The organism is Ideonella oryzae, from assembly GCF_024055665.1.
GTDB lineage: Bacteria > Pseudomonadota > Gammaproteobacteria > Burkholderiales > Burkholderiaceae_C > Ideonella > Ideonella oryzae.
The window spans coordinates 57,090-72,579 of the sequence record NZ_JAMXMC010000005.1; the positions used below are offsets into that span (position 1 = coordinate 57,090).

At 69.9% G+C, this 15,490-nt stretch carries 10 protein-coding genes and 1 tRNA gene; 5 read left to right on the forward strand and 6 right to left on the reverse strand.

Features of this window, described 5'->3' with window-relative positions; genetic code table 11:
* Positions 1 to 244: 244 nt before the first annotated feature.
* The 5 genes from ampD to M0L44_RS09145 are packed head-to-tail and all read right to left on the reverse strand — an operon-like array spanning position 245 to position 5,196.
* On the reverse strand, positions 245 to 847 hold the full coding sequence (gene ampD, locus M0L44_RS09125) for a 1,6-anhydro-N-acetylmuramyl-L-alanine amidase AmpD (RefSeq protein WP_252769372.1): 603 nt from the start codon (positions 845 to 847) through the stop codon (positions 245 to 247).
* Positions 844 to 2,316 carry a sigma-54-dependent transcriptional regulator gene (locus M0L44_RS09130; protein WP_252769374.1) on the reverse strand — a complete coding sequence of 491 codons (1,473 nt, stop codon included), beginning with the start codon at positions 2,314 to 2,316 and terminating at the stop codon, positions 844 to 846. The genes ampD and M0L44_RS09130 overlap by 4 nt, the downstream gene beginning before the upstream one ends.
* Positions 2,313 to 4,136 carry a sensor histidine kinase gene (locus tag M0L44_RS22190; RefSeq protein WP_252769375.1) on the reverse strand — a complete coding sequence of 608 codons (1,824 nt, stop codon included), beginning with the start codon at positions 4,134 to 4,136 and terminating at the stop codon, positions 2,313 to 2,315. Before M0L44_RS22190 ends, M0L44_RS09130 begins: the two co-directional genes overlap by 4 nt.
* Positions 4,133 to 4,378 (reverse strand): PP0621 family protein, encoded by a 246-nt coding sequence (locus M0L44_RS09140; RefSeq protein WP_252769376.1) that lies wholly within the window; start codon positions 4,376 to 4,378, stop codon positions 4,133 to 4,135. Before M0L44_RS09140 ends, M0L44_RS22190 begins: the two co-directional genes overlap by 4 nt.
* 8 nt (positions 4,379 to 4,386) lie before the next feature.
* Positions 4,387 to 5,196, reverse strand: coding sequence for a cytochrome C assembly family protein (locus M0L44_RS09145; protein WP_252769377.1), 810 nt, complete (start codon positions 5,194 to 5,196; stop codon positions 4,387 to 4,389).
* A gap of 63 nt (positions 5,197 to 5,259) precedes the next feature.
* Here M0L44_RS09145 and ffh point away from each other — a divergent pair, with 63 nt between their 5' ends.
* Complete coding sequence (gene ffh, locus M0L44_RS09150) at positions 5,260 to 6,651, forward strand: signal recognition particle protein (protein WP_252769378.1); 1,392 nt, start codon at positions 5,260 to 5,262, stop codon at positions 6,649 to 6,651.
* 64 nt (positions 6,652 to 6,715) lie between these two features.
* Here the strand turns inward: ffh and ftsY are convergent, their stop codons facing one another.
* A complete protein-coding gene (gene ftsY / locus M0L44_RS09155) occupies positions 6,716 to 7,825 on the reverse strand; it encodes a signal recognition particle-docking protein FtsY (protein WP_252769380.1) in 1,110 nt (369 codons plus the stop codon).
* Between the two features lie 169 nt (positions 7,826 to 7,994).
* On the opposite strand from ftsY, the gene M0L44_RS09160 reads away from it, so the two are divergent.
* From M0L44_RS09160 to M0L44_RS09175, 4 genes are all read left to right on the forward strand, one after another.
* Positions 7,995 to 9,905 (forward strand): response regulator, encoded by a 1,911-nt coding sequence (locus tag M0L44_RS09160; RefSeq protein WP_252769381.1) that lies wholly within the window; start codon positions 7,995 to 7,997, stop codon positions 9,903 to 9,905.
* A 37-nt stretch (positions 9,906 to 9,942) separates the two neighbouring features.
* Complete coding sequence (locus tag M0L44_RS09165; protein WP_252769383.1) at positions 9,943 to 14,766, forward strand: PAS domain-containing hybrid sensor histidine kinase/response regulator; 4,824 nt, start codon at positions 9,943 to 9,945, stop codon at positions 14,764 to 14,766.
* Positions 14,767 to 14,820: 54 nt separating this feature from the next.
* Positions 14,821 to 14,897, forward strand: a tRNA-Met gene (locus M0L44_RS09170).
* A gap of 106 nt (positions 14,898 to 15,003) precedes the next feature.
* Positions 15,004 to 15,414 (forward strand): hypothetical protein, encoded by a 411-nt coding sequence (locus M0L44_RS09175; protein ID WP_252769385.1) that lies wholly within the window; start codon positions 15,004 to 15,006, stop codon positions 15,412 to 15,414.
* Positions 15,415 to 15,490: the final 76 nt, after the last annotated feature.

A 15,490-nucleotide genomic window follows, 5' to 3' on the forward strand; every position in this document is an offset into this window, starting at 1 on the left:
CCGTGGCGACGGCTCGACTTCGTCGGATCCCGGTGTTCATGCCGCGCTCGGTGGAGGGGTGTTCCTGACCGCGCACCCCGCAAAGGGCGCTCGCGCAGGTCAGGCACAAACCGAGTCGGTGTTGCATGTCAGGATGTCCAAGCTAAGAGCTTATCACGCTGGACACTATATCTGGGGTCGCAGCCCTGTTCAAGCACTACAGATAGCGTCGAACCCTGATGCCGCTTTGCAGCGACTCCGTGACTCAGCGTGCGGTGGTCCGCGGCGGCCAGTCCCAGCCGAGAGCGGCCAGGCGGGTCGAAACGGCAGACCAATCGAAGCCCGGACCCGGGTCACGCTTGCGACCGGGTGCCACATGCTCATGCCCCATGGCGGCGCGCACCGGGTAGGCTCGCGCCACGGCTTGCAGAAGACGTGCCAGGGCCTCGTACTGCACCACCTCGAAGGGCTCGCCTTCCAGGCCTTCGAGCTCGATGCCGATGGCGTAGTCGTTGCAGTTCTCGCGCCCCTGCCAGGCCGAACGCCCGGCATGCCAGGCCCGGTCGTCACAGGAAACGAACTGCAGCAGCTGGCCATCGCGCCGGATCACGAAGTGGGCCGAGACTTCCAGACCGCGGATCCCTTCGTAGTACGGATGAGCCGACCAGTCCAGCGTGTTGGTGAACAGGCGGACGATGCCGTCACCGCCATACTCGCCCGGCGGCAGGCTGATGGAATGCAGCACGACCAGGTCGATGGCCACACCCGCCGGGCGGGGGCCGAAATTCGGCGACGGCACGGCCTGCGCCCCGCACCACCACCCGGCCTGCCAACCCTCACCACCCCCTGGTGCTGAAGCAGGGTTCATGGTGTCTCCGCGGCCGGCCCGTCATCCCCTTCGGTGATGGCCAGGCGGGCCATGCGGTAGCGCATCTGCCGCAGTGACAGGCCCAGGCTGGCGCCCGCGGCCGTGCGGTTGAAGCCATGCTGGCGCAAGGCCCGCACCAGGATGGCCCGCTCCACCTCGTCAAGGTAGGCGGCCAGATCCGTCGGCAGCGGCTCGGCACCAGCATCCTCGACAGGAGCCGATGCCGCCGGCCGTGCGAGAACAGGCATGGCGGGCGCTTCGCCATCACCGTGCCCATCGCCCAGCAAGGTATCCGGCAGCCCCAGGTCGCCCGCCTCGATGACCTCGTGGGTGCTCAGGGCCACGGCACGGTGCAGCAGGTTTTCCAGTTCACGCACATTGCCGGGAAAGTGGTAACGCTGCAGGCGGGCGCGGGCCTCCGCCGACAGCTGCGGCGACGGCCACACGCCGGCATCGCGGGCGATGCGTTCGAGCAGGGCCTGGCAGATCTCGCCGAGGTCCTGCAGGCGCTCGCGCAGGGGCGGCACCTCGATGCGGATGACGTTCAGGCGGTAGAACAGATCCTGCCGGAAGCGCCCGGCCGCCACTTCGGCTGCCAGGTCCTTGTGCGTGGCGCTGACGATGCGAACGTTCAGCGGCGTCTCGCTCACCGCGCCCACAGGCCGCACCGCGCGTTCCTGGATCACCCGCAGCAGCTTGGACTGCATGGCCAGTGGCAGGTCGCCGATCTCGTCAAGGAACAGGGTGCCCCCGTGCGCGGCCTGGAAGAAGCCGGCACGGTCTTCCTGAGCACCGGTGAAGGCGCCCTTGCGGTAGCCGAAGAACTCGGCCTCCAGCAGATGCTCCGGGATGGCGCCGCAGTTGACCGCCACGAAGGCCTGGCCCGAGCGCGGGCTGACCTCGTGGATGGCGCGGGCCACCAGTTCCTTGCCGGTGCCGGATTCGCCCTGCACCAGCACCGGGGCCATGCTGCGCGCCACTTTCTCGACCAGCACGCGCACCTCGCCCATGGCCGCCGAGCGGCCCACCAGCCGAGCCAGCGCGGACTGCGACAGGGGCCCGGCCGGCTGGGCCGGCGGCACCGGGGTGGCCACCCGGCCCAACGCGGCCGCCACCACTGAGCGGAACTGCCGCAGGTCCACCGGCTTGGTGAGGTAGTCGAAGGCGCCGGCCTTGAGGGCTTCCACCGCGTTCTCGGCCGAACCGTAGGCGGTGATCACAATGATCTTTTCCGGTCGGTGCGCCTCTTCCAGCTTGTGCATCAGCGTCATGCCGCTGCCGTCGGGCAGGCGCATGTCGGTGATGACGAGGCTGAAGTGCCGTTGCTGCAGCAGGCCCCAGGCCTCGCTGACGCTGGCCGCGGTCTCGACCTCATGTCCCTCGCGCAGCAGGCTGAGCTCGTACAGCGTCAGCAGGTCGGGCTCGTCGTCGACCACGAGCACGCGGCCGGTCGAATGGGATTCGTTCATAGGTGGAGTCTGGCCTCGTCGGGGACCACATCGCGCCGCATCACCACCATGAACTGGTTGCAGCGGCGCTCGCCGGGCAGGCGCACATAGTCGATCAGGGCACCGTGACGCTCGCACAGTTCCCGGCAGATGTACAGGCCCAGGCCCGTGCCGCGGCTGCGCGTGCTGTGGAAGGGTTCGAAGAGATGGGGCTCCACCTCCGGGGGAATGGGCTGGCCGTCATTGGCCACGGTCAGGCGCACGAAGTCGCCTTCCAGAGCCTCCAGCCGCAGCAGCACCGAGCCCGGCTGCTCGCTGGCGTGACGCAGGGCGTTGTCCAGCAGGTTCACCAGCACGCGGCGCAGGTGGTCCGGGTCGAAGGACACCCCCAGGGCCTGGGTCGGCAGTTCCACCTTCAGCCGGCTGGCACCGCCCAGGCTCAGGCCCACCGTGTGGGCCCACTCGCTGACGATGGTGCCCGTTTCAGCCACGGCGTCCAGGCTGCGCGAGGGCGTGCTGCTGCCGGGAGCCGCCTCCAGCACGTCGTCGACGATGCGGCGCAGGCGTTCGACGTTGTCGGCAATGATGCGCACCAGCCGCTGCTGGTCGGCCCGCAGGGCATCCTCCTGCAGCAGGGCATTGGCCTGCGCCACCGCCGCCAGCGGATTGCGGATCTCATGCGCCACCCCGGCGGAGATGCGACCCATGGCCACCAGGCGGTCCTGCCGCTGGCGCGCCAGCACCTGCCGCAGCTCCTCCACGAAAAGCACGGCCAGCACCTCCTGCTGGCTGCCCGACCGGCCTGGCAAGGCCTCGGACGTCAGCCGCACGCCGCGGGTGAAACGCGCCCGCACCCGGATGGAACGAGGCATCTCGCCGGTCGCCGCCACCGACAGATCCACCCCTTCCGGCGGCCAGTGGCCGGCCTCGTAGGCCCGGAGCACGGCATCGCGCAGCGCACGCCAACCCCGCTCCTGCCCCAGCGGGAACGGCGGCGCCGGACAGTGGCCCTGGTCAGACAGCAGCGCCCGGGCCGCTGGATTGGCCGCACGCACGGTGCCGGCCCGGTCCACCACCAGCACCCCGTCGGACATCTCGTCGATCACCAGGCGGTTGAGCTCCGCCTGCTGGAAGGCCAGTTCCAGGCTGTCGCGGGCCGCCTGTTCCTCCCGGGCCAGGCGCTGGGTCATCTGACCCGACACCAGGGAGATCATGAACAGGCCCGCACCGGCCAGGCCGGCCTGGGACAGCAGGCCCGGCAGATCGCCCCCCTGCAGGCCCTTGTGGAAGGCGGTGACCAGCAACAGCAGCGTGACGGCCGAGGCCGTGGCCAGGGCCGGCAGACGGGTGCTGAGCACGCCGGCCATCAGCACCGGCAGCACCAGCAGTGCCCCGTAGTTGAGGGCCGAACTGGTGTCCAGCCAGTGCATCCCGCCGAAGAGCAGCACGTCCACGCCGATGGTGCTCCACCAGTGCATGGCCGTCAGGCGCTGGGCCTGGGCGGCCCGGCGCTTCCACCACCACCACCGCAGACTGGCCTGGCCGGCGTAGAGCCCCGCCAGCCAGAACACCTCGCCCAGGCTGCGTCCGCTCAGCCAGTTCAGCAGGCCCTGGGCGCCCACCAGGCCCAGCCCCAGGGCCGCGCGCGCGAAGAGGTAGGTGGCGTAGATGCGGCGCTGGGTAGCACGCCCCCCCTGCAGCAGGCGGCGCACCCGGGCGGCCCAGAAGGGGCCATCATCGGCCGCATCGTTCTCTTCGGTGAAGGCCACCGAGCTGCCAAACCAGGAACTGTCACGGGCGGCCTCCTTGGCCGCACGCGGGCCGGAGCGGGGCCGGCTCACACCCGCCCTCCACGCGCCCGGTGGTCCTCGCTGCAGAACCAGCGGCCCTCACCATCCTGCACGGCCTCGGCCTGCGGCAGATGCAGGCCACAGTGGGCACAGCCCACCATGGGCTGGGGCCCGGACGATGGCGCGACGGGATCGCGCCCGCCCGGCGCCTGGCCTGTCCCGTCCCGGCGCCGGCCAAAGGCCCAGAACAGAGCCAGCACGAGCAAGCCCAGCAACAGCAGGATCCTGGCCATGGGCGACCTCAGCCGGCGGCGCGCTGCAACACCACCTCCAGCACGAAGCGGGAGCCCACATAGGCCAGCAACAGCAACAGGGCGCCGGCATACAGCCAGCGGGTGGCCAGGTGGCCTCGCCAGCCCCGCACCCGGCGGCCGATCAGCAGCGCCGCCAGCGTGGCCCAGCCCAACAGGGACAGCACGGTCTTGTGATCCCAGCGCCAGTAGGCCGAGCTCAGACCCAGCGCCAGCGCCAGCGTGAGCACCACGAAGCCGGCCTCGACAAAGCGGAAGGTCAGCCGCTCCAGCCGCATCAGCGGCACGCCGAAGGTGCCGCTGCCAGTGCCAATGCCGCGGCGCAGGCGACGCTCGGCGTTGTCCAGCAGCAGCGCATGCAGCACTGCGGCGCCGAACAGGCCATAGGAACACAGCCCCAGCAGCCAGTGCAGCGGCGCCCAGTGGGAATGGGCCACCACATGCAGCTCGCCCGGAAAGATCCAGGCCAGGGCCGCAGCCACCGCGCCGGTGGCCGCCAGGGTGCGCCGCAGACGCGGCACCGGCAGCATGCGGCTTTCCAGCCCGTGGATGGCGATCACCAGCCAGACCGTGAGCGAGAGCACCGGCGCAAACCCGATGCGCAGGCCTGGCAGGCCATCGCCCCCCGGCCAGGCGTCCGAGATCAGCACCAGCGCCTGCAGCCCCCAGGCCGCCACCAGGGCCTGCAGGGGCCAGCGGCGCTCGGGCGCGGCGGGCAAGGTGGCCAGCAGGTAGGCGGCCACAGTCAACGCCGTGGCCAGCGTCGTCGAAGCGGCGGGGGGGTCGGCGGCTAAAATCATCGCCACAGTTTACCGGCGCCCCCATCCGCCTTCCGTGCCGGAACGCAAAGGAGCGCACACCCCATGGCCACCACCCTCACCGACCGCCTGTCGCGCCTGGTCAAGACCATGCGCGGCCAGGCCCGCATCACCGAATCGAACGTCCAGGACATGCTGCGCGAAGTGCGCATGGCCCTGCTGGAAGCCGACGTGGCCCTGCCCGTCGTGAAGGACTTCATCGCCCGGGTCAAGGAAAAGGCCCTGGGCCAGGAGGTGGTGGGCTCGCTCAACCCCGGCCAGGTCCTGGTCTCGGTCGTCCACAAGGAACTCGCCGCCACCATGGGCGAGGGCGTGGCCGACATCAACCTCAATGCCCAGCCGCCCGCCATCATCCTGATGGCCGGTCTGCAGGGCGCGGGCAAGACGACCACCACCGCCAAGCTGGCCAAGCTGCTGATCGAGAAGCGCAAGAAGAAGGTGCTGACCGTCTCGGCCGACGTCTACCGCCCGGCCGCCATTGAGCAGCTCAAGACCGTGACCGGCCAGGCCGGCGCGGAGTGGTTCCCCTCTGCACCGGACCAGAAGCCGCGTGACATCGCGCTGGCGGCGCTGGACTACGCCAAGAAGCATTACTTCGACGTGCTGCTGGTGGACACGGCCGGCCGGCTGGCGATCGACGAGGCCCTGATGGCCGAGATCCGCGAGCTGCACGCCACGTTGAACCCGGTCGAGACCCTGTTCGTGGTCGACGCGATGCAGGGCCAGGACGCCATCAACACGGCCAAGGCCTTCAAGGAGGCCCTGCCCCTGACCGGCGTGGTGCTGACCAAGCTGGACGGCGATTCGCGCGGTGGTGCGGCGCTGTCGGTGCGGCAGATCACCGGCGCGCCGATCAAGTTCGCCGGCGTCTCCGAGAAGATCGACGGCCTGGAGGTCTTCGACGCCGATCGCCACGCCGGCCGCGTGCTGGGCATGGGCGACATCGTGGCCCTGGTGGAAGAGGTCCAGAAGGGTGTGGACCTGGAGGCCGCCCAGAAGCTGGCCGAGAAGGTCAAGTCCGGCGAGGGCTTCGACTTCAACGACTTCCTGTCGCAGATCAGCCAGATGAAGAAGATGGGGGGGCTGTCCAGCCTGATGGACAAGCTGCCCGCGCAGATGGCCGCCAAGGCCGGCCAGGCCGACATGGACCGGGCCGAGAAGGACATGCGCCGCATGGAGGGCATCATCAGCGCGATGACCGCCAAGGAGCGCACCAAGCCCTCGCTGCTGCTGGACCACAAGAGCAAGGCCAGCCGCAAGCGCCGCATTGCCCAGGGTGCGGGCGTGCAGGTTCAGGATGTGAACCGGGTGATCAACCAGTTCGACCAGATGCAGGGCATGATGAAAAAGATGAAGGGCGGCGGCCTCATGAAGATGATGAAGCGCCTGGGTGGCATGAAGGGCATGATGCCCCCGGGCATGCCGGGCGGCCGCTGAGCCCCCGCCCCATGAAAAAAGGCCCCGCATGGGGCCTTTTGCATTTCTGGATCGCTGTGCGGGCTCAGTCCAGCAGGGCCTGCGCGAACTCGCGCGCACTGAAGGTCTGCAGGTCCTCCAGCTTCTCGCCCACGCCGATGAAATAGACCGGCACCGGGCCGGCCGCACGCTCGCGCGCCCACAGCGCGATGGCCGCCAGCACGCCGCCTTTGGCGGTGCCGTCCAGCTTGGTCACCACCAGACCGGTCAGGCCCAGGGCCTCGTCAAAGGCCTTGACCTGCGCCAGCGCGTTCTGGCCGGTGTTGCCGTCCACCACCAGCAGCACCTCGTGCGGGGCGCTGGCGTCGGCCTTGGCGATCACGCGCCGGATCTTCTTGAGCTCCTCCATCAGGTGGAGCTGGGTGGGCAGGCGGCCGGCGGTGTCCGCAATGACCACGTCGCAGCCGCGGGCACGACCGGCGTTGACCGCGTCGAAGCTGACCGCGGCCGGATCGCCCCCCTCCTGTGAAACGATCTCAACCTGGTTGCGACCGGCCCAGACCGAGAGCTGCTCGCGCGCCGCGGCACGGAAGGTGTCGGCCGCGGCCAGCAGCACCTTGGCGTCGTGCTCGGCCAGGTAGCGGGTGAGCTTGCCGATGCTGGTGGTCTTGCCCGCGCCGTTGACGCCCACCACCATCATCACCGTGGTCGGGTGGCGGCCGATGGTCAGCGCCGCCTCCAGCGGGGCCAGCAGTTCGGCCACCGCGTCCACCAGCAGGGCCTTGACCTGCGCCGGCTCGGTGGCCTTGGCCTCCTTGACGCGGCGCTTGAGGTCGGCCAGCAGGTGCTCGGTGGCCTTGACGCCGGCATCGGCCATCAGCAGGGCCGACTCCAACTCCTCGTAGAGCGAGTCGTCGATCTGGGTGCCGGTGAAGACCTGGGCAATGCTGGAGCCGGTGCGAGCCAGCCCCGCCTTGAGCTTGGACAGCCAGCCCTGTCGAGGGGCCGGCGCCGCCTCTGCCGCCACGGGGGACGGGACGGCTGGCTCGGTCACCGCGGTCTGGGCGACAGCGGCCGGTGGCTCAGGCGTGGGTGGTGCCTCGGCGGGTGCGGGCGCAGGGACCGGGGTGGACTCGGCGGGCGCCTCCACGGTCGGCGCCGGCGGCGCGGCCTTTTTGCGGAAGAAACTGAACATGCCCGTATTGTCACTGAGGGCCCGCCCCATGCCCGGAAAGGGGCCGACAGGCGCTCCGGCGTGAACAACTTGAGGATGTCGGCCTGCGGATTTCCCTGGGGCCCCCTCTATTTCCCAGTAAAGAACTCCACAATGGCAGGACGGACGTCCACAAGAACCAGGGAGCGCCATGTCCAAACCACTGCTGCTGCTGGTGGATGACGACTCGGAGACCGTGCAGGTCCTGGGCCGCATGCTGGCCGATGAGGGGCGTGTGCGCTTTGCGCTCAATGGCACGGACGCGCTGCGCCTGGCCCGAGAGCAGCACCCGGACCTCATCCTGCTGGATGCCGAGATGCCGGGCCTGGACGGCTTTGCCGTGTGCAGGGGCCTGAAAGGAGACCCCGATCTCTCCCCCATCCCGATCATCTTCCTGACCAGCCACCACGACGCCCGCATCGAAGCGGCCGCACTGGACCTGGGTGCGGCCGATTTCGTCAACAAGCCGCCAGTCGCTTCCCAGGTGATCGCCCGCATCCGTGCCCAGCTCCGGGCCCGCCGCCTGGCGGCCTCGGCCGTGCAGCAGGCCGGGTCACGTCCCGCCCCTGCGGGCGCGCCACCGCCCCCCACCATCTTGATCGTGGACGACGACGTGATCGCCCAGGAAGTGATGCGACGCGCCCTCGATGGCATGGGGGCCCGCCTCCTGCTGGCCAGCGATGGTGCCCAGGCCCTGCAGCTGGCCCAGTCCGATCCACCCGATCTGATCCTGCTGGACATCCAGATGCCCGACCAGGATGGCCTGCAGCTGTGCGAGCGCCTGCAGGCCCTGCCCCGCCTGCGCTCGGTGCCGGTGGTGTTCGTCACCCGATACGCCGACCCGGAGACCGAAGCCCATGCACTCGAGGCCGGCGGAACCGACTTCATCACCAAGCCCTTCATCCCCTCGGTGCTCCAGGCCCGCTTGCGCAGCCTGTTGCGCAGCCGGCGCCAGGCCGATGCGGCCTTGCTGGCCGAGCGGGAACACTGGCGACGGCTGGGCGACGACCGCATGGCGGACATCCTCGCTGCGGCCCCCGAGGCGCTGCTGACCGCCGACGCGCAGGGGCGCGTGGTGTTGGCCAACCGGGCCGTCTGCCGCCTGCTGCAGGTGGACGAGGAGCAGCTGCTGGGGCAACCCCTGCTGCGGTGGGTGCCCCCCGAGGCGCTGGCCCAAGGACCGCACCGGTCTTTGCGTGCCCTGCTGCCCGCGCCCCGTGGCGAACCGGTACCCGTGGAGGTGGTCCATGTCCAGCTCGGCCAGGATGGAGACAAGCTCGCCACCGTCTGGCTGCGCGACCTGCGTGGCCAGGAGCTGGCGGAAAAGGCCCGACGCGACCAGCTGGCGGCTGAAACGGCCAGCCGCACCAAGACCCTGATGCTGTCCTACTTCGCCCACGAGATCGGCAACCCGCTCAACGGCATCCTGGGTTTCGCGCAGCTGATGGCGCTGGACGACCCGCATCCCCTGGCGCCCGAGCAGGCCGAGCGGCTCCAGCAGATCACCACCGCCGGCAGAATGCTGCAGGCCCTGATGCGCGACGTGCTGGACGTCAACCGCTTCGAAACCGGGCAGTTCCAGATCCAATCCGAGCCGGTGGAGTTGACCGGTCTTCTGCAGGACACCCTGCCCGCCCTGGGCACCCAGGCGGCCGAGCGCCAGGTTCGCATCGAACTGCAGGTCGAGGCCACGCCCTTGTGGATCCTGGGAGACGCCGACCGGCTCAAGCAATGCGTGCTCAACCTCGGCAGCAACGGCATCAAGTACAACCGCCGCGCGGGTCTCCTGACCGTGCGGGCGACCCGCCAGGATGACCTGACGGTCCTGCACTTCACGGATGAGGGCTCGGGCATGAGTCCCGACCAGCAGGCCCATCTCTTCGAGCCCTTCAACCGCCTGGGCCGCTCCGGCCAGGGCCACGGCATCGGCCTGGCCCTGACGCGGCAACTGGTGCAGGCCATGGGCGGCCGGCTGGAAGTCCGCAGTGCGCCAGAGCAGGGCACGACGATGGCGCTGACCTTCCCGTCAAGCCGGCCGCCTGGATCGGCGCCACAGGCCTGAGGCCCGGCGCCATGGCACCGCCCATGCAGGCCAGACCATGAGGCCGCCCCCACCCATCTGGCGCTGGCCGCTCGCCCTGCTGCTGGCGGGTGCCCTGCTGTCCGCCCTGACGGCGTGGCAATGGCAGCGCCACAACATGGCCTTTGCACAAGCGGAATTCGCCATCCGCTCGCAGCTGCTCGCCGATGCCCTGACGGACCGGGTGCGCAGTTACGAGTACGGCCTGCGGGGCCTGCGTGGGGCCGTGCTGGCCACCGGGGAATGGCAGATCAGCCTGCCCCGCCTGCGCGCCTATGCCGCCTCTCGTGACATCGACAAGGAATTCTCCGGCGTGCGGGGTTACGGTTTCATCCGCCGACTGGCACCGGCGGATCTGCCGCGTTTGTTGGCACGCATGCGCCAGGAACGCGGCCCTGGCGCTGGCATCCAGCAACTGGCCCCGCACGACGGCCCGCTGGCCGTGATCGAGTACATCGAGCCGGAGGCGCGCAACCGGGCCGCCGTGGGTCTGGACATTGCCTCCGAGGCCCGGCGCCGGGCCGCCGCCCTGGATGCCGCGCGCACCGGACAGGCCCGTCTCACCGCGCCCATCACCCTGCTGCAGGCCAGCGGTCAGGCGCACCAGAGCTTCCTGTTCCTGCTGCCGATCTACCGACCCGAGGCCTCGCTGGACAGCCCCGAGCAACGTGAGGCGGCCACCCTGGGCTGGGCCTTCGCGCCGCTCTCCCTGGACGAGCTGCTGAGCAGCACCCACTGGCGCGGCGAGAACTTCGCCGTCAGCCTGCGCGACCAGGGGGCCGAGGAGCACACCCCGTTCTTCCAGACCGGCCAGGCGGGAACACACCCCGAGCTCCAGCAGACCCTGGTCCGGACGGTGTATGGCCGTCAATGGGACATCTCCCTGGCCGCCCCGCCGGGCTTTGTGCGGGGCCTGCACCTCACCCCGGTCTGGCTGGTGCTCGGCTCCGGCCTGACCGTGTCGCTGGCATTGGCGGCAGTGGCCTGGGGTGTGGTGGTGGGCCGCCAGCGGCAGGCGACCGCCCGTGTGCTGCAGGCGCAGCTGGTCACGCTGATCGAGCACTCCAGCGACGCCATCATCGGCGAGACGCTGGACGGTCGGATCGTGAGCTGGAACCGTGCCGCCGAGCAGATCTTCGGCTATGCGGAAAGCGAGGTGGCGGGACGCCATGCGGCGTGGCTGCTGGAACCGATCGAGGGGCTGGAGGAGCAGGACCGGCGCCGCGCCCGCGTGCTGAATGGGGAACGGCTGCCCGCCTTCGACACCCAGTGCCATCAGCGCGATGGCCAATGGGTCGATGTGTCGATCACCCTGTCGGCCGTGACCGACGCCCAGGGGCACATCGTCGGCCTGGCCAAGACGATCCGCGACATCCGCGAGCGCAAGCTGGTCGAGCGCAATCTGCGCGAATTCAATGCCCGGCTGGAGCAGGAGGTGCTGGAGCGGACCACCCAGCTGGAGGCGGCCCGGCGCGATCTCCAGACCATCCTGGACGCCGTGCCCTCGATGATCGGCTACTGGGACCACCAGCTGATCAACCGCTTTGCCAACCAGGCCTATCAGCGCTGGTTCGGCGTGGACCCCGGTCGGCTGCCGGGCCAGCGCCTGGGCGATCTGCTGGGACCGGACCGCTTTGAACAGGACCGCCCGCAGATCGAGGCGGCCCTGCAAGGCCAGGCGCAGACCTTCGAGCGCAGCATGCCCGCACCGGGCGGCCAGGGCCTGGTCCACCTGCTGGCGCACTACCTGCCCGACATCCAGGACGGCGAGGTTCGCGGCTTCTACGTGCTGGTGCACGACGTCACCGAGCAGGCCGAGAGCCGCTTGCGCCTGAGCCAGGCCCTGCGCGAGAACGAGGCGCTGCTGTCCACCATCAAGTCCCACGCCCTCTATTCCGTCACGGACCGGGCCGGGCGCATCATCGACGTCAACGAGGGCTTTTGCCAGATCAGCGGCTACAGCCGGGAGGAACTGATCGGGCAGACCCACCGCCTCGTCAATTCCGGCCACCATCCGCAGGCCTTCTGGCAGGCGATGTGGCGCACGGTCAGCAGCGGCCACCCCTGGCACGGCGAGGTCTGCAACCACACCAAGCAGGGACAGCCTTACTGGGTGGACAGCATCATCGCCCCCTTTGTCGGCGCGCAGGGACGCATCGAGCGCTTCATCTCCATCCGCACCGACATCACCGAACGCAAGAATGCCGAGCGGCGCCTCGCCGAGAGCCAGGCCCTGCTGGAGCGCACCGGGCGGCTGGCCGGGGTGGGTGGCTGGCAGTTGGACCTGGGCACCGGACAACTGGACTGGACCGTGCAGGTCCGGCAGATCCACGGCGTGGCCGAAGACCACCAGCCCAGCCTCGAGGAGGCCCTGGCCTTCTATCCTGGCGAAGCGGGCACGGCCATGCAACAGGCCATCCGGGAGGCCACGGAACACGGCCGCAGCTGGGATCTGGAACTCCCGCTGCGGCGCGCGGACGGTCAGACCATCTGGGTGCGCAGCGTGGGCGAGCCCGACGCCGGTCCACAGGAGCCCGCCGGCCCGCCCGTCCGGCTGCTGGGCGCCATCCAGGACATCACGGCCCGGCGCGCCGCCGACCAGGCCCTGCTGCGCCTGGAAGCGGCCGAGGCCGCCAGTGCGGCCAAGACAGCCTTCCTGGCCAACATGAGCCATGAGATCCGCACCCCCATGAATGCCGTGATCGGCCTGTCCTACCTGCTGGAGCAGACCGAGCTCGACAGTGAACAGCGGTCCTGCCTGTCCAAGATCCAGATGGCCAGCCGGTCCTTGCTGGGCGTGATCAACGACGTGCTCGACGTCTCGAAGATCGAGGCCGGCGAGATGACCCTGGATGAGGCGCCCTTCCGCCTGGACGAACTGCTCCACGAACTGCGGGAATGGATGGCCCCGCAGGCCGAGGCCAAAGGCCTGGTGATGACCCTGGAGGCCGACGCCGAGGTGCCCCGCGAGCTGCAGGGCGATGTCCAGCGCATCCGGCAGATCTTCACCAACCTGCTGAGCAATGCCCTCAAGTTCACGGAATCCGGGCGGATCGAGCTGGTCATCCACGCGCTCGAGCACGGCCCCGAACGCGTCGTCCTGCGCTGCGAAGTGACCGACACCGGCATGGGCATCCCGCAGGCTGTGCAAGCGCGCCTGTTCGCCCCCTTCACGCAGGCCGATGCCTCCACCACCCGCCGCTTCGGCGGGACCGGACTCGGTCTGTCCATCGTGCGCCACCTGACCGGCCTGATGGGTGGCGAGGTGGGCGTGCGCAGCCAGAGCGGCGCAGGCAGCACGTTCTGGCTCACCCTGCCCCTGCGGCTGCCCCGCGACGGCACTGCGAAGCCACCCTCGGAGCGGCCGATGAACCAGGCCCTGGAGGTGCTGATCGCCGACGACCTGGGCACCGACCGCAACATCCTGGCGGCCATGGCCCGGTCCCTGGGATGGCGCGCGGAAACCGTGGATTCCGGCCAACAGCTGCGCGCACGGCTGCGGGAGCGGCTGCAACACCAGCGCCCTCCGGACGCCCTGGTGGCCGACCTGCACCTGGCCGACGCCACAGCCCTGGAGGTGCTGGAGGAACTGGGGCAGGAGTTTGGCCGCCAGCAGTTGCCGCCTTCGGTTCTCCTGAGCGCCCAGGCACCCTTGCCCACCAGCGAACTGGTGGATGGCACGATGGGCAAGCCGGTGTCCCATTCGGAGCTCTTCAATGCCGTCAATGCGGCCGTGGCCCGGCGCAGCGACCGGCTCGACAAGGTCACCCAGTCCACCCGCCTTGATGCCGCGGGCGCCTGCTGGCTGCCGGGCATGCGACTGCTGCTGGTGGACGACAGCGACATCAACCTCGAGGTGGCCCGGCGCATCCTGCAGCGCGAAGGTGCCGACGTGACCACCTGCGGCAACGGACAGGAGGCACTGGACCTGCTGCGACAGTCCCCTCTGGGCTTCCACGCCGTGCTGATGGACGTGCAGATGCCGGTGATGGACGGCAACGAGGCCACACGCCGCCTGCGCCAGGACATGGGTCTCAAGGATCTGCCGGTCATCGCACTCACCGCAGGCGCGCTGGTGGCCGAGCGCCAGCGCGCGCTGGACAGCGGCATGGATGACTTCATCAGCAAGCCGCTGGACCCCCATGCCCTGATCCGCCTGCTGAGGCGGCATGTGGAATCCCGCCAAGGGACCCCCTGGCCGGTGGAGCGGCGCCAGGCCGATGCTGCCGCAACGCCACCTCACTGGCCACGCCTGCCGGACATCGACACCCGCGAAGCCGCCGAGCGCATCGGCCCCGATCCCGCCGTCTTCCTGCGCATGCTGGAACGCCTGCTGCAGGAATACCAGGATCTGCGCCAGGCGCCGACGGCCGAGCCCGCCCAGAACACCACCCTGGCCGCACGATTGCACAAGCTGCGCGGCAGCGCAGGCATGCTGAGCGCCAAGGTGGTTCAGCAGCTGGCCGGAGATGCCGAAGCGCTGGCCCGCTCGGGTGGGCCGGAGGCCTCCTTGCGTCCAGCCCTGGAGGCCCTGGCCCAGGCGCTGGGGCGCTTGAACCAGCAGGCTGCCCCCCCCCTGGCCGCGCTGCGCAAGGCGGACGGGCAGGCCCCGGCGGCGCCAGCCTCCGCCCCCGCCCTGCCCCCCCCCATCCTTCAAGCCTGGCTGGATCTGCTGGAGGCCCAGGACCTGGGGGCGCTGGCGCGGTTCCGCGAGCTCGCCCCGGCCCTTCGCCAGCAATTGGCGCCCGACACCTTTGCCGCCCTGCAAGACGCGGTCGAACGGCTCTCCTTCGGGCAGGCGGCCGCCATTGCCATCCAGCTGAGGGCCGGTCTCGCCCCCTGATCGACAAAAAGTGTTGACGCGAGAAAAAACTCGATGCTATAGTAGAGGGCTCTTGGCGCTTTAGCTCAGCCGGTTAGAGCGACGGAATCATAATCCGCAGGTCCGGGGTTCGAATCCCTGAAGCGCCACCAGAACATACTGGCCCGAGTCATTGCAAAATGCTCGGGCCTTTTCATTGGCTCGGTCGCCAGATCACTCGATCGGGCCCCACTGCTTCACAGCCTCTGGATCCACACCATGCCCCGCTGTGTTCCCTGCCTGACCCGCCGTCGCCTGCTGGCGGGCCCCGCCGCCCTGTTGCTGACCCCGCTGGTCGCTCAGGCCTGGATGACGCGCACCTTCCCCGCCAACGCGCTGCGTGGCGTCATCAACTTCAGCGCGCCGCCGCAGATCCTGCTCAACGGCGAGTCCGCCCGCCTGGCCCCGGGCGCGCGCATCCATGGCACCGACAACATGATGAAGCTGCCCGGTACCTTGACCGGCCAGCGCTTCGTCGTGAACTACACGGTGGAGATGAACTCCGGCACCGTGCTTGACGTCTGGCTGCTGCGCGACGACGAGGCCGAGAAGCGGCCCTGGCCGATGACGCTGGAACAGGCCCGCAGCTGGACCTTCGACGCCGCGGCCCAGACCTGGACCAAGCCCTGAGGCCGGCTCCGGCCCACCCGGCGGCGTCCTGAGCCGCCACTCCCCCTTTCGACTGCGGTCTGACGCTGCCCTTGCG